This is a genomic window from Bradyrhizobium sp. MOS001 (assembly GCF_004634465.1).
GTDB classification, from domain to species: Bacteria; Pseudomonadota; Alphaproteobacteria; order Rhizobiales; family Xanthobacteraceae; genus Bradyrhizobium; species Bradyrhizobium barranii.
Window position 1 is genome coordinate 43200 of record NZ_SPVJ01000048.1, and the last position, 14088, is coordinate 57287.

Annotated in this window: 12 protein-coding genes; 4 read left to right on the forward strand and 8 right to left on the reverse strand. The window is 63.2% G+C overall.

Annotated elements, in window-relative coordinates; all coding sequences use genetic code 11:
• Window positions 1-7 precede the first annotated feature (7 nt).
• From CT676_RS35840 to CT676_RS35850, 3 genes are all read right to left on the reverse strand, one after another.
• Entirely contained in the window at window positions 8-2761 is a 2754-nt protein-coding gene (locus CT676_RS35840) for a beta-eliminating lyase-related protein (protein WP_085402450.1), read from the reverse strand.
• 182 nt (window positions 2762-2943) lie between these two features.
• Window positions 2944-4641, reverse strand: a complete 1698-nt coding sequence (locus CT676_RS35845; protein ID WP_135216470.1) for a SulP family inorganic anion transporter — start codon at window positions 4639-4641, stop codon at window positions 2944-2946.
• Window positions 4638-5312, reverse strand: coding sequence for a YoaK family protein (locus CT676_RS35850; RefSeq protein WP_063981858.1), 675 nt, complete (start codon window positions 5310-5312; stop codon window positions 4638-4640). The genes CT676_RS35845 and CT676_RS35850 overlap by 4 nt, the downstream gene beginning before the upstream one ends.
• Window positions 5313-5445: 133 nt before the next feature.
• Between CT676_RS35850 and CT676_RS35855 the strand changes: the two genes are divergently transcribed.
• From CT676_RS35855 to CT676_RS35865, 3 genes are read left to right on the forward strand one after another with little or no spacing between them, the layout of a single operon-like run.
• Complete coding sequence (locus tag CT676_RS35855) at window positions 5446-7134, forward strand: transporter (protein WP_135216471.1); 1689 nt, start codon at window positions 5446-5448, stop codon at window positions 7132-7134.
• A gap of 50 nt (window positions 7135-7184) precedes the next feature.
• Complete coding sequence (locus CT676_RS35860) at window positions 7185-8033, forward strand: dienelactone hydrolase family protein (protein ID WP_244623373.1); 849 nt, start codon at window positions 7185-7187, stop codon at window positions 8031-8033.
• A 22-nt stretch (window positions 8034-8055) separates the two neighbouring features.
• The gene (locus tag CT676_RS35865) at window positions 8056-8640 is read left to right on the forward strand and encodes an invasion associated locus B family protein (RefSeq protein WP_135216473.1); all 585 of its coding nucleotides are present in this window, start codon (window positions 8056-8058) and stop codon (window positions 8638-8640) included.
• A gap of 14 nt (window positions 8641-8654) precedes the next feature.
• On the opposite strand, the gene CT676_RS35870 is transcribed toward CT676_RS35865, so the two are convergent.
• Both CT676_RS35870 and CT676_RS35875 read right to left on the reverse strand, forming a co-directional pair.
• The gene (locus tag CT676_RS35870; RefSeq protein WP_063981854.1) at window positions 8655-9023 is read right to left on the reverse strand and encodes a response regulator; all 369 of its coding nucleotides are present in this window, start codon (window positions 9021-9023) and stop codon (window positions 8655-8657) included.
• A gap of 183 nt (window positions 9024-9206) precedes the next feature.
• A complete protein-coding gene (locus CT676_RS35875) occupies window positions 9207-9830 on the reverse strand; it encodes a response regulator (protein ID WP_135216474.1) in 624 nt (207 codons plus the stop codon).
• Between the two features lie 221 nt (window positions 9831-10051).
• Here CT676_RS35875 and CT676_RS35880 point away from each other — a divergent pair, with 221 nt between their 5' ends.
• Window positions 10052-10735 (forward strand): helix-turn-helix domain-containing protein, encoded by a 684-nt coding sequence (locus tag CT676_RS35880; protein WP_063981852.1) that lies wholly within the window; start codon window positions 10052-10054, stop codon window positions 10733-10735.
• Window positions 10736-10930: 195 nt separating this feature from the next.
• Here the strand turns inward: CT676_RS35880 and CT676_RS35885 are convergent, their stop codons facing one another.
• The 3 genes from CT676_RS35885 to CT676_RS35895 form a co-directional block, all read right to left on the reverse strand.
• Entirely contained in the window at window positions 10931-11374 is a 444-nt protein-coding gene (locus CT676_RS35885) for a potassium channel family protein (protein ID WP_135216475.1), read from the reverse strand.
• Between the two features lie 40 nt (window positions 11375-11414).
• Window positions 11415-12527 carry an acetate kinase gene (locus tag CT676_RS35890; RefSeq protein WP_135216476.1) on the reverse strand — a complete coding sequence of 371 codons (1113 nt, stop codon included), beginning with the start codon at window positions 12525-12527 and terminating at the stop codon, window positions 11415-11417.
• 170 nt (window positions 12528-12697) lie between these two features.
• Window positions 12698-13786, reverse strand: a complete 1089-nt coding sequence (locus tag CT676_RS35895) for an AI-2E family transporter (protein ID WP_135216477.1) — start codon at window positions 13784-13786, stop codon at window positions 12698-12700.
• Window positions 13787-14088 lie beyond the last annotated feature (302 nt).

A 14088-nucleotide genomic window follows, 5' to 3' on the forward strand; every position in this document is an offset into this window, starting at 1 on the left:
TCCCCTGTTATGATGCGGCCTTCAGCTTCGGCGTGGCGCCCGGCTTGGGCCGGCCGATCTTCGCCAAGGCTTCGGTGCGTACGAGCTTCAAGCCTTCCTTGGCGTCGTAGCCGTGGATTTCCTTCACATCGAGCTTGCGCATGAAGTCGATGGTTTCCTGGGTGATGACCTGGCCCGGCACCATGATCGGGAAGCCCGGCGGATACGGGATCACGAAACTGGCCGAGACGAGATCGGGGCCGGCCTTCAGGCGGCGGTCGATCTCGGGATCGCCGAGCCGGATATATTCGCATCCGGCTGCGTCATAGGCCGAGTAGAAGCCGCTGCGGATATCGCCCTCGTTGGTCTTGGTGCCGGCATCGCCGCGGAAACTATCGTGGAAATGCGAGAAGTTCGGCAGGTCGGGCACGTCGGTCATCAGGCTCTTGACCCGCGCCTCGAATGTCTTCTTCGCATTGGCGCCACCCTGGACAAGTCCGCGGTCGACCTCGCCCGCGATCTCGGCCAGCACCCTCACCAGATGCGCGACGTCGCTGCGGGTGTTGTTGATGTTGGACTGGAACAACACCGAGTTGCGCGAGGTCTTGTTGATCTGGATGTTGTACTCGTTCGCCAGGATGCCCTTGAACTGCGTGCCGTCGTAACCGGCGGTGCCGCACACCAGCGTCATCCGGGTCGGATCGAGGCAGAACTCGTCGTCGTCCAGACTCTTCAGGATGTTCGCCCAGTTCGTGCCGGCCGCGAGATAGTCGGTGAAGCCGCTCTGGCGGTATTGCGCGGGTACCATCGCGTCCGCACCAAGGATGCGGAAATATTTCGAGATCAGGGGATTGTTGTTGACCGCATTACGGATAGCGAACGCGATCTCCATCGCATTGGCCACGAGACCATAGCCCTCGAGCTCCATCTGGCGCCGCGACACGTCGAGGCTCGCGATGAGCTGCTGGTTCGGGCTGGTCGATGCGTGCGTGAACACCGCCTCCTTGAACTGCTGCTCGACCGTATGGAATTCGACGTCCTTGACCGACAGCATCGAGCCCTGCCGGATCGCCGACATCGACTTGTGGGTCGAGTTGGTCTGGTAGACGCGCAGGCGGATCTGACGCGGATCGGGAATCAGCCGGGTCTTGAGCAGCACCTCGTTCGACGGGTTCTTGCCGAGCTCGGCCTGCTGCTTCTCGTAGGCCGTGACCGATTTCGGGTCGTGCATCCAGGCCTCGATCTCATTGGCGGCGCCCATCGCGGTGCGCCGCCGCAGGTAAGGCGAGAAGCGCGCAAAGCCGAACCAGGCTTCGTCCCAGAGGAAGATCAGGTCGGGCTTGATCGCGAGGCATTCCTCCATCACCCGGCGGGTGTTGTAGATGTGACCGTCGAAAGTGCAGTTGGTCAGGTCGAGCATCTTGACGCGGTCGAGCCGGCCATCCGCCTTCGCATTCAGCAGGGCCTGCTTGACGGTCTTCAGCGGCACCGCGCCATACATCGAATATGCCGTCATCGGGAACGCTTCGACATAGATCGGCTGGGCGCCGGCCAGCACCATGCCGTAATGGTGCGACTTGTGGCAGTTGCGATCGACGATCGCGATGTCGCCGGGCGCGAGCAGCGCCTGCACCGCCATCTTGTTCGAGGTCGAGGTACCGTTGGTCACGAAGAACACGCGATCCGCGCCAAGCGCGCGCGCCGCCTTGTCCTGCGCTCTCTTGATGGTTCCGGTCGGCTCCAGCAGGCTGTCGAGGCCGCCGGTGGTCGCGCTGCTCTCGGCCAGGAACAGGTTCAAGCCGTAGAATTCGCCCATGTCGCGAATCCAGTCCGACTTGAAAACCGATTTGCCGCGCGCGATCGGCAGCGCATGGAACGTCCCGATCGGACGCTGCGCATATTTCTTGAGATTGTCGAAGAACGGCGTGTCGAAGCGGTCCTGGATGCCTTCGAGGATCGAGAGATGCAGCTCGAGCAGATCTTCGATGGAATAGAAGATGCGGCGAACGACGTTTGCTTCCGGATTTCCGGCCATCTCCTCCACGTCGCGGTTGGACATGAGATAAAGGTCGAGCTCGGGACGGACCCGCTTGACGATTTGGGCCAGCCGGAGCGCTGACGCGTCGGACTCGTCATTCAGTCCCGCCGATGCCGTCAACGTGCGGAGCACCGGGGCATCGTGCCGCGAGCGCAGGGTGAAGCCTTCGTTGATGACGACGGCTGCGATGTTGGGGTTCAGCATCGTGGCGCAGAAGGCGTCTTCGAGGCTGCCGACGATGACCGGCTCATAGACGAACTGATCGACCGGACGCCGCAGCTTGCGCCATTCGTTGGCGAGCGCGAGCCATTTGGCGGACGAGAGGCCGGTGACGATCAGGGTTTCGAAGTAGGGGCGACGCGCGGTGTGCTGCCCGAACATCTGCGGCACCAGATCGGAGGCGTCGCCATTGTCCTCATCATTCACATTCCAGTCGCCGGTATGCTGGCGGAAGGACCTCGTCGTCAGGGCCTGTGTCAGCCGCGTCGCGAGGGCGAGCGACGTTGCCGCATCGCCAGTGGCGGCTGCTTCCCGCAGGGCCCCCATCAGTTGCAGACCGGGATAGCCGTGAAACTCTTCCGTCACAGACAGATCGGCCAGCGCGGCATCGTATTTTGCACGATCGCCGCCGCGGGCCCACACCTTTGCCGCTTCCACCAGATCGCGCCAGTCGTCCGCCCGTCCACCGGGGCCAGACAGGAACTGATCGATGCGCTTCTGCGCGGGCTTGGCGTCTTTGGACATGTTTCACTCCCGATCCATATCAAGCCGTAGGGCATGAGTGATGCCGGATCGTGAGTGCAGCGCCGCTTGCTCTATTGATCCAAGTCAACGGTCGCGCGATATGCCGGGGCGGGGAGCACGGCCGTGACGCCTCTTCGCAACGCAATAGGCCGTCGCCGACCGATTGGAGGGCAGCGGAGAGATCAGACCGTTCCTCGGGCATCGTTGGGCTGGGCATCGCCAAGAACGCTGTCCAGCGACCGCAGCCAGTCGCCGCTGTCAGTCTTCTCCGCCAGTCCCTCCGCCCGCAACAGATCGCGCAGCTGCGCATGCGCACCGACGATGCAGAAGGCGACATGCCGGGAGGCGAGCTCATCGTAAAGGTCGCGCAACATGCCCGCGCCGGCCAGATCGATGTAAGGCGATGCGGAGAGGTCGCAAATCACCAGCCTGATATCGACCGATCTCAGCAAGGCATCCAGCACCGACTCCAGGATCGTTTCGGCGTTGATGTAAAGCAACGAAGCTTCGGGTCGAAAGGCGATGACGCCGACGAGCGGCTCGACACCCTCGTGCCTCGCGTTGTCGGAGTAGCGGCCGGTCCCGGGCAGCCGTCCGAGGAACGCGACATTCGGACGTGAGGCGCGTGCCAGCAGCAGGACGATCGACGCGATGGCCGCGAGCAGGACGCCTTGCAGGATCCCAAGGAGCAGCACGGACACGAGCGCAATCGCCGCCGCATAGAAATCGAACCGGCTGACGCGCCACATCCGCAACAGCGCGCGGATGTCCACCAGCCTGTAGACGGCCGCAACGACGATAGCCGCCAGCACGGCCTTGGGCAGATTCGTCAACAACCCCGTGAAGAACAGCAGGCACAGTGCGAGCGTCGCCGAGCAGATCACCAGCGCCAGGGGGGTGCGCGCGCCCGCATTGTCGTTGACGGCGGATTGCGACAGGCCGCCGGCGACGGGATAGCCGTGGCCGAATGCGGCGACGAGGTTCGCCGCCCCCAGGCCCAAAAACTCCTGCCGGACATCAAGGGCATAGCCATGCTTGGCGGCAAAGCTGCGGGCCGCAGACACACCTTCAATATAGGCCAGCAGCACGCATCCCGCGGCCAGCGGGAAGAGTTCGTCGGGCTCAAGCAGACCAAACCTGGGTATTCCGATCGCCGGCAACCCTTCGGGGATCGTCCCGGTGACCGGCACCCCGAGGGACGCAAGGCCAAGCAGCGTCGCAAACACGATCGACAGCGCCATGATCGTGAGTCCGACCGGCTTTCCCGGCAGACGCCGTTCTCCGAGCAGCAGGAGCACCAGCGCGATCGCCCCGATCGCCAGAACGAGCGGCTTCGTGTCGCCGAGCTGACCACTGAGCTTGATGGCGCGATCGAAGAAATTGTGACCGCCTCCGGCGACGCCGAACAGGCTCGGCAATTGGCTCATGATGATGGTGAGCCCGGCGCCGGCCTTGAAACCGACCAATATGCTGTCGCTGACCAGGCGAACGAGAATGCTGAGCTTGAACAGCCAGGAGATCAGGCACAACAGCGCCACCGCGCAGGCGGCAAGGCTCGCGATCTCGGCATATTTCGCCGCGTCTCCGCCGGCCAGCGCCCCGACTGTGGCCGCAATCATCAGCGAGATCGCGGAGGTCGGACCGACCGCAAGCTGGCGCGACGACCCGAGCAGCGCGTAGCCGATCCCACCAAGCATATAGCCATAGATGCCGATCTGCGGCGGCAATCCGGCCAGCGCCGCGTAGGCGAGCGACACCGGAATGGCGTAGGCCGCGAGCGTGATGCCGGCGATGGCATCCGGACGCAGCCAGGCGCTGCGATAGTCCGCAAGCCAGGTCGCGGGCGGAAAGAATCGCGATATCGGCCCGAACGTGTTCATGTGCGGGCCTCGGCGCGGTTGGCTTCGCAGCCCAGCAGCACGATCAGGAGAGCGATCACGGGGACACCAAGCGCCAGATTTGGAATCTGCTTGGTCGCGAAGGCGCCGACGGCGGCTCCAAAGCCGAAAGTGCCGCATAGTGCGGCAAAAATGCCGGGGCGCCGAAACGAACCGCCTCCTGAGACCGCGGCGAACACGCTCTCAATCGCGTGCCGCATGTTGCCGGTAATCATCACCGAGCTGTAGGCCACACCTTCGACCTTGGTGAAGACCGCGGTCTGCATGGCGGCGACGAACGAGATGCCCAGCGTGCCGGCGAGGTCCGGCAGGCGATTGTGCAAGATGCCGATGGCAATCAGCAGCAGTATTTCGATCAACGTGCTGATGGCGCTGGCACGGTCTCCGGTCGCCCGGCGAAGCCACGCTGCGACCACGATACCGACCGCGAATGCGAGGATCGGCGGGACAAAATGCAGCGCTTCCGGCCAGTTGCCGATCGAACCATAGACCCAAAGCAGAACCAGATTGGCCGTCTGCGCGTTGGCCATCACGCCGTGGATGATCCAGGTGTAGGCATCGAGATAGCCGCCGGCGAAGGCGAGCAACAACGCAATTTGCACCGTCTCGTCGCGGCGTATCGACGAAGCAGCGGCGATATCCATCGTGCTCATGTCCGAAACATCGGCTCTCCTAACTCCTGCATGGGCCATAGGCGACAGCTTGCCTTGGGGAGGATTGATCTGGATCAAGCGTCGCCTGGTTCCACGAACCAGATTCGGCGGAAATTGCTGGAGGGCATGCGCCATGGGCACCGTTAGGTGGATCATCTCCACGGCTCCGGAGATCTTCCTGCTGCTCGCCATTGCGATTGGTACGGTGCTTGGTCGCGTCAAGATTCGCGGCTTCTCGATCGGAACGACGGCCTGTATCCTGGTCGTCGCCGTGCTCATCGGCCAGCTCGGGACCTTTACGTTCCCCTCGCTGCTGCGCGTGATTCTGTTCAGTCTGTTCGTGTTCACGATCGGCTACCGGTCCGGCCCAGAGTTCTTCGCGTCCCTCAGCATCCGCACTCTGGCGCAGGTCGTCATGGCGCTCGTGCTCGGCGGCACGGGTCTGATCCTCGTCCTGATATTCGCCTTCACGTTCAAGCTCGATCCGGGCACGGCCTCGGGACTTGCCGCCGGTGGGCTGACACAATCCTCCATCATCGGCACCGCCTCTGGCGCGCTGGCGCAACTCGGCCTGCCCAACGACGCCTTTAAGCAGCAGGAGGCGAACATCGCCGCCGGCTACGCCGTAACTTACGTCCTCGGCTACATCCTCACACTCCTGTACGTGCCGTTTGTCGCGCCGAAGCTGATGGGGGTCGATTTGAAGGAGGAGGCGGCGAAGCTGGAGGCGGAGCTTTCCGGCGGCAATCCGCCACAGAACGAAAATCTCCATTATCGGAAATTCCAAGCGCGCGCCTATCGGGTCTCGACCGCCGCGGGACGCACGGTCAATTATATCGAAGAGGAAATCGGCAGCCGCACTGTCGTCGAGCGAATAGTGCGGGATGGAGCCGACGTTGAGCCGCGCCTCGACACCATTCTCGAATCGGGCGACGACATCGTCATTGCCGGGCGAACGGCGTCCCTCGTCGCTGCAAAGCCGGTCATCGGCAAGGAGATCGATGCCGACGAGATTCTGAAGGCTATTCCGGGCAACGTGATCAACGTCCTCGTCGACAGCCGCGATCTCCATGGCCGGTCGATCAAGGAGATCGCCGAACGCGTCGGCAACGACGCACGCGGCGTCTATCTCCGCACGCTGACCCGGATGAGCCGCGAGGTCCCCCTGGGCCCGGATACCCGCGTCTATGTGGGCGACGTCATGACGCTCGTCGGCAGCACCCGCAACATCGAGCGCGCCGCCACGAAAGTCGGACAGATCTTGCGCTCCGGCGACCGCGCCGACATCGCTTTTCTCGCAACCGGTATCGCGGCGGGCCTGCTCGCAGGCCTCATCAGCTTCAAGGTCGGCGGTATTCCGCTGACCCTGGGCGGCGGCGGCGGCGCGCTGATCACGGGCCTCGTCTGCGGCTGGCTACGGTCGCGCCGGCCGACTATCGGCGCTTTGCCGCCCGCCGCGCAGCAGACGCTGAGCGATCTCGGGCTCGGCGGCTTCATCGCCGCCATCGGTCTCGGCAACGGAGCCGCGGCCTGGACTGCGATCCAGGCCCACGGGGTGTTGCTGGTCGGAATGGGCCTGGTCGTCACGCTGGTGCCGCTGATCGTCGCGACGCTGTTTGCGCGCTATGTGGTGCACATGAATCCGGTCATCACCTGCGGTGCGCTGGCGGGCGCCATGACCGTCGATGCTGCGGTGACCGGAGCCTGCGACGTCGCCGAGAGCCAGACGCCGGTGCTCGGCGTCGCCGTGCCCTACGCCGTCGGCAATGTCGTCCTGACCGTACTCGGCCCGATTATCGTGGCCCTCACCTACACCGGCTGACGGAGGCGACGATGCGCAGGCAATTGGCCGCAATCATCCGACCGTTCGTGATGGCTCTACTTACCCTCGCCGCCTTCGTCCTGCCGGTGCGCGCCGAGGACAATGTCCGCATCCAGGAGGAGATCTGGGCGCTGCCGCTGCCGCTTCCGATGTTCGCCTATGTGGTGCGGCCCGTCGGCGACGGCCCCTTCCCGCTCGCGATCATGAACCACGGCGTGTCACTCAAGCCGGTCGATCGCGGCTTCTTTCCGCTGTTGGAATTCCGCGATGCAGCGAAGTGGTTCGCCAAACGCGGCTATTTCGTCGTGGCGCCGGTCGGCACCGGATATGGCGCAGCCGCCATCGACATTCCCGAGCGCGGTCTCTACGGGCCGTTCTTCGCCAAGGTCGGCAAATGCACCAACCCGAACTTCCGTGACGCCGGACGAGCGTTGGCGCTGGCCGATCTCTGGATCATCGACTACATGATCGCCGAGAAACGCGTTCTGCCAAAGGACGTCGTCGTCATCGGACAGTCCGCCGGCGGCTGGGCTTCCATTGCGCTCTCGAGCGTGAACCCGCCGCAGGTCAAGGCGATCATCACCTTTGCGGCAGGTCGCGGCGGACGCGTCGACGGCAAGCCCAACAACAACTGCGCGCCGGACAGACTGGTCGAAGCGACCGCGGATTTTGGCCGGACCTCGCGGGTGCCGATGCTGTGGTTCTATATCGAAAACGATACGTTCTTCGGGCCGGCCCTGTCGAAGCGCATGCATGAGGCCTTCACCGCGGCCGGCGGCAGGGCCGAGTATCATCTGATGCCGCCCTTCGGCAACGAGGGCCATTTCTTCATCGGCTCTCCGGACGCGATCCCGCTGTGGTCGCCGCTGGTGGCGAAGTTCCTCGACCCGCAGAAATAGAGTTCAAGTTCGGAGGCACATCATGCCAAGTCCCCGCAATTGTTTCTCTGGCCTGTTGGTCGTCGCGGTCGCCGGAAGCGCGACATGTGCCGGCATCGCCGCGCCCAAATCCGCGCAGTCCGATAAACCCGCCGAGGTCGCGACGCGCGGCCAGCGCGAGGCAAAGGACATCGTCTACGGAGACTGGCAGAAGCTCTGCTTCAAGGCAGGCGGTGCGCCGACGCTGTGCCGGACCTCAATCACCGGCAAGTTTCCAACCGGCCAGACGGCCGTGCGCGTGGACCTGATCGAGCGCGAAGGCACTCCCTCGGCACGGCTGCAGCTCTTCGTGCCCGTCGGCATGTACCTGCAACAGCCGCCGAAGCTGACCGTCGACCAGGGCAGACCCCTCCGCATCCCCTACAGCTGGTGCCTGACCAACGCCTGCATTGCGGCCGACATCGCGCCTCCCGCGATCATCAAGGAAATGGAGTCAGGGAAGACACTTGCCCTTGAGGTCGTCGATTCAAACCTTCTGGCATTGACGACCTCGGTGCCGCTGGCGCAGTTCGCGTCCGTCCACAAGGGCGCACCGGCCAGGACGCTGGAGCAATATGTCGACGAATGAGTGGCCATGCTGCGTTACGCAGCCGACGCACGCGCCACCGACTCGATCAGGGACTGCGCCGTGAATGGCTTGACCAGATAGGCAATGCATCCGGACGCGACCGCCGCCGCGCGGTTCGCCGAGCTGTCATTTCCGGTGATGTAGATCACCGGTGCTGTGACACCCTCCTCGGCCAGTTGCCGGCGCAGGTCGATGCCGGACCTTCCGTTCAGGTCGATATCGAGAACGATGCAAATCGCCTTGTCGAAGCTGCCGTGATGGAGCAAGGCTCCAGCAGAGTCGAAGAGCGTCGCGGCAAAGCCATGCTCGCGGAGCAGCCTGTTCACGCTGGTCCGGATGGAGGGATCGTCATCGACGACAAAAACAGAGTCACGCTCTGGCAAGGAAGTGCCCCTTCGAGACGAATGACCGATCACGGCGGCGCCGGCGCCATATTCGCCTGGTCTAATTGCGTGTCGGGCAAACCGCCGCATTCGCCGCCCTACATGGCAGCACCACACCAACGAATTTCATATTGTCTCTTGGGGAAGTCACACCGCGGGAACTGTGCCGTGACGACAAATCAGCTAATCGTCGCTCGTATCGAGCATTCCAAGCCGTTCCGCGATCGAAACGAGCTCCGCCAGCGAACGAACCTGCATCTTCTCCATCACCTGGTGACGGTGCGCCTTCACGGTGCGCTCGGTGGTTCCAAGCTCATGCGCGATCTGCTTGTTGATCCTGCCGCGGACGATGAGATCGAACACCTGACGCTCGCGATGCGTCAATGCGGCGAGGTGAATGCGGAAGGTCTCGAGCCTTCCGCGATGCGCCTGCGCGGTGTGCTGGCGCACCAGCGCGCGCTCAATCGCAGCGATCAACTGCTCGGAGGATACCGGCTTGGTCAGGAAATCCTCCGCGCCGGCCTTGATGGCCTGCACCGTGGTTGGCGTGTCGGCGTGTCCGGTCAGGAATATGATTGGCAGCGTCGAGCCCGACGCGACCAAGCGGGTCTGCAAGTCGGGGCCGCTCAGCCCCGGTATCCACACGTCGAGCAGGATGCATCCCGGCTGCGCGTCATCAGGCGCCGCATCCAGTAAATCCTGCGCCGATGCGTAGGTCGCAACGTCGTAGCCAGCGAGCTTCAACCGGCGCGCGATCGCCGTCCGGAAGGAATCGTCGTCGTCCACCACGTGAACAAGGCCGGGCACGCATCACCTCTTGCTGAATTCCGACAGCTTCTCAATCCGCGCAACAACCTCCCAACAGGCGTCCACGCTGTCCCTTGGTACAATGAACCTTGGGACAATGGATGAGAATGCCGCCTTAGTCGTAAATCAACTTCGACGGGAGTGGGACGGCGCGGCGCATTCCCAGCGGCGAGACTTTTCGTCTGACAGACCAATTCGGCGATGAGCTGAGGAGTTGGCCTATGTTCGTTCGCATTGCAGCGGATTCGACGCCGCGTCCCAACTCCCTTCGTGACCTCGGCATGACCAGCGATTCAAATGCGCTCGTCAGTTTAAGCCAATTTACCTATAAAAAAGGCAGCGAAATCTACGGGGAGAGAGAGCCCGCCGAATATGTCTATCAGGTGACGTCCGGTGCGGTACGAAGCTACAAGCTGCTGTCGGACGGCCGCAGGCAGATTGGCGCCTTTCACCTCGCCGGCGACATTTTTGGCCTGGAGAACGGCAACGAGCACCGCTTCACCACGGAAGCGATCGTCGACACAACGGTGCGCCTGGTCAGACGGCAAAGCCTCGAAATGGTGGCTGAAAGCGATGCGATGGTGGCCAGAAACCTCCTCAGCATGACCACGAACAACCTCCAGCATGCGGAGGACCACATGCTGTTGCTGGGACGCAAGACCTCGCTGGAGCGGGTCGCGGCGTTCCTGCTCGAGATGGACGGGCGGTTGACGGCGTCCGGCGTCATGGCGCTGCCGATGTCGCGGCGCGATATCGCCGATTACCTCGGCCTGACGCTGGAGACCGTATCCCGCGCGCTGTCACGGCTCCATGAGCTCGGCGCCCTCGGCTTCGTCGGTAACACCCAGCGTCAGATCGTGCTGCTGGATCGGCACCAGCTTGCAAGCCTCGACCTGCAGCCTTGAGCGGGCCGACACCGGCGAATGGCACAAACTGCACATCACACCGGTACCGTCCGATGCTAGCCTCTTCCGATGTGGAACGAGACAGCATTTCGGATCGCAGTCGTTTTGTTCGGGACGCTGCCGGTGGCGTTCACGGCCATGATCCTTTTCCTGGGGTGAGTTCGGCTCCGACCGAAGCCTCCATCGGTATCAGGATCATCTAAGGCCAGGCGCCTGGGTTACACCGAGGTGCTCGAGAGTCTTGCGCAAGACCTCGAACAGGATGGCGGCCGACCAGCCGAACAGCAGGACACCATTCATGGCCGTCAACGGGCCGATGAGGCGCCATTCGCGCACCGGCGTGATATCGCCATAGCCGAGCGTGGTGTAGTTGACGAAGGCGAAATAGAGCGCATCACTGCCCGGTGCGGCGGCCTGAACGACTTCATACATCAGAGCCCACACCAGAACCTCCAGCGTATGCGCGACCTGCAACACCACGGCTGTCGCGACCATGACACCCATCAGATGCGCTCTTGGTCTCCTGGTTTGCCGCAAACCCGCGCCGCGGGCGATCCCGATGGCGACGATGGTCACCAGCGCATGGATTCCGATATTGATCACGCTGACCAGCGTACCGACGAGGAATTGAAGAAGCATCGAGCGCCGCCAATCCTTTTCAGCTTTCCGGGAAGCTGCCTCAACGTGGCGACGGCCCGTTCAACAAGAGCGCCAACGTGTGCCGCGCGATGGTCAATTCATCGTCGGACGGGAGCACGTAGAGAGGGATACGACTATCGCGGCGCGAGATCAGCCGTGCGTTATGGGCGTTGGCCTTCGCATCCAGTATAGCACCGAGCCAGCTCAGCCTTTCGGCGATGCGCGCGCGGATCGCCGTCGAGCCTTGGCCGATCGCGCCGGTGAAAACGAAGGCGTCGAGCCCCTCCAGCGCGGCCGCAAGCAGGCCGGCGTTGAGGCCGGCGCAGTAGGCGAGGTGCTCGACGGCCTGTTCTGCTCGCAGAAAACGAGCAGCCGCACCGTCGTCACCCGGATTGGTGAACAGAAATGCGTCGCCGGGATCGATTTCGCCTGCGGAATAGTCCGATGGCGATGCGCCAAAAGCATAGAATCCATTCGTGCTTTCGACGCTGCGGCCTTCCTTCAGCGCGCACATCGAGCTGGTGTCGTCGAGGCACGCAACGATCACGCGGCGCGCGGCAATCTCGGGGGCCTCGAGCGTCAGAGTTCGTGCGATCGACTCGTAGCAAAGACCGTGAGCCCCGTAACGCCTTGCGTCACCTGCGCAGAGTTGATGCGCAATAGGATAGCTGCCGTTCTCCACGACCTTGCCAAGATGGAATGCAGTATCGAAGCAGGCGACTTGCGGTAGCGCCGGATGATTGGCCTGCATGATACGGATTGGCGCAAGATTATACGGCTGAAGCAGCGGCGCGAGTGCAATCAGCCGTTCCAGACGCGCCATCACGGCGTCATCGATCAGGGCCGGCCGGGCGTCATCCGGTCCTCCCTGAGCGACGCGATGCCCCACGGCCAGCGGCTGGATTCCCAATTCGTCCCGCAGCCAGCTATCGACAACCGCGCATGCCGCCGGGATGTCATCGACGTCGTCGTTCTGATAGGTGCGGTGCGCCAACGGATCGCCGTTCGCTCTGCTCGCCCTGAGGCGCGGATGGCGGCCGAGCCCGTCAAGCCGTCCCTTGATTTGCCGTTCCAGCCTCCCCTCGCCTCGTACGGAGAAGAGCTGGAAGTTCACGCCTCCTGCATTCGCATCGATGGCAAGGATCGCATCCATGGCGGTCAGTCGACGGCCGTCATCGCCGGGGACGTTTTCCCGAATGCGCAATCCCGCTGCGACGTTTGATGGGCCATCGACATGCCTGCGGTCAGATCTGGCTTCACCTGATCAAGGCGCATCGGGTGTCGAGAGGATTGACTTAGGTCAAAGGTGATGCGTGCGGAGATTCAGGTCTCTTCCGGCCTTTTCGGAGCAGCGGCGCGATCGTTTCGGATCCAGGCCGCCGCGAGTTCCCAGGCGACCGACAGGATGATCGGCCCGATGAAGAGGCCGATGATTCCGTGCGCGAGCGTTCCGCCGATTACCCCGATCAGGATCACGATCGTCGGCGTGGTCAGGCCGCGCCCCATGACGATGGGTTTCAGGATGTTGTCGAGGATGCCGACGGCGCCGAGGAAGACGGTCAGGAGCACCGCCGTGGTCACGTCCTTGTCCATCCAGATCCAGATAACCACGGGGAAGAGAACGAGGAAGGGGCCGATCTGCACGATCGACAGCAACAGGACGAGGAATGCCAGCAGGCCGGCACTCGGGACGCCTGCGAGCTTGAAGCCGATGCCGGCCAGTAGCGACTGCACGATTGCGACACCGATGATGCCCTGCGACACCGCGCGGATGGTCGCGCCGGCGAGCTCCAGAAAATGCTCGCTCTGCTCCGGTACGACCCGGAACAGGAAGCCGCGCACCGCGTCGACGAGCTGCGGACCGTAGGGAAAGAGGAAGCCGGCGACGAATACCGACAGCAGGAACTGGAGCGTGCCGACACCGGCATCACCGGCGAGCGACAGCATCATCCCGGCTAGCGGTTTCAGATACGGCATCACCTCGCTCAGCACCGCGCGAATATTGCTGTTGGCCTGGGTCCAGAGATCGTAGAGCTGGGGGCCGATCAGCGGCCAGCTCTTGATCTGTTCGGGCGCCTCCGTAAGCGTGAGATCGCCGCTGCTGATCTGGCCCGCGAGATCCTTGATGCCGTCGACTGCGCTCATGCCGAGCCAAGCCGCAGGACCAATGACGATGCCCAGCGTAACCAGCGTGAGAATGAAAGCGGCGGTGCGCGGGCGGCCCCCGAGGCGTTTGGCGAGCCAGCCGAAGACTGGATAGAACGCCACCGCGAGCACCGCACTCCAGGCCAGGATTGGCACGAAGGGGCGGATGATCAGGAAAGTCCACAGGATCAGCAGCGCCAGCAATCCGAGCCGGATCACGAGCTGGATGACTCCGTCGATGGACCGATGCTGGCGAAGAGTGTTCAAGGCCTGTGTCCGGGCAGCGCTCCTGCTGGAAGCCTAGCGGCCCCTATCCCACGGCGGGCTTGATACAGATCAATGGCGCGCCCAATGCTCGCGCCAATACACGCTAGTCTACGACGAGCACGTCATCGACCTGTGTCATCGGATCTGCGCGCTGCAGCGCTCGGACGAGATAGGCTTTGGTCTGCCGCCTGAAATCAAACAGCCCTAAAGCGTGATGGCATTAAGTTCGATAGCCTGAATTTTTCAGGTAATTGGCGCATTCCTCGGGGGTGAAGGCATCGAGTGCGTGGCCGATTGCGGCG

What these genes read in the sequence shown, in the direction of transcription:
- CT676_RS35850 (WP_063981858.1), bottom strand. Translation starts at nt 5,312, where the DNA reads ATGAGCACGATGGATATCGCCGCTGCTTCGTCGATACGCCGCGACGAG.
- CT676_RS35860 (WP_244623373.1), top strand. Translation starts at nt 7,185, where the DNA reads ATGGCTCTACTTACCCTCGCCGCCTTCGTCCTGCCGGTGCGCGCCGAG.
- CT676_RS35885 (WP_135216475.1), bottom strand. Translation starts at nt 11,374, where the DNA reads ATGCTTCTTCAATTCCTCGTCGGTACGCTGGTCAGCGTGATCAATATC.
- CT676_RS35855 (WP_135216471.1), top strand. Translation starts at nt 5,446, where the DNA reads ATGGGCACCGTTAGGTGGATCATCTCCACGGCTCCGGAGATCTTCCTG.
- CT676_RS35865 (WP_135216473.1), top strand. Translation starts at nt 8,056, where the DNA reads ATGCCAAGTCCCCGCAATTGTTTCTCTGGCCTGTTGGTCGTCGCGGTC.
- CT676_RS35845 (WP_135216470.1), bottom strand. Translation starts at nt 4,641, where the DNA reads ATGAACACGTTCGGGCCGATATCGCGATTCTTTCCGCCCGCGACCTGG.
- CT676_RS35840 (WP_085402450.1), bottom strand. Translation starts at nt 2,761, where the DNA reads ATGTCCAAAGACGCCAAGCCCGCGCAGAAGCGCATCGATCAGTTCCTG.
- CT676_RS35890 (WP_135216476.1), bottom strand. Translation starts at nt 12,527, where the DNA reads ATGGATGCGATCCTTGCCATCGATGCGAATGCAGGAGGCGTGAACTTC.
- CT676_RS35880 (WP_063981852.1), top strand. Translation starts at nt 10,052, where the DNA reads ATGTTCGTTCGCATTGCAGCGGATTCGACGCCGCGTCCCAACTCCCTT.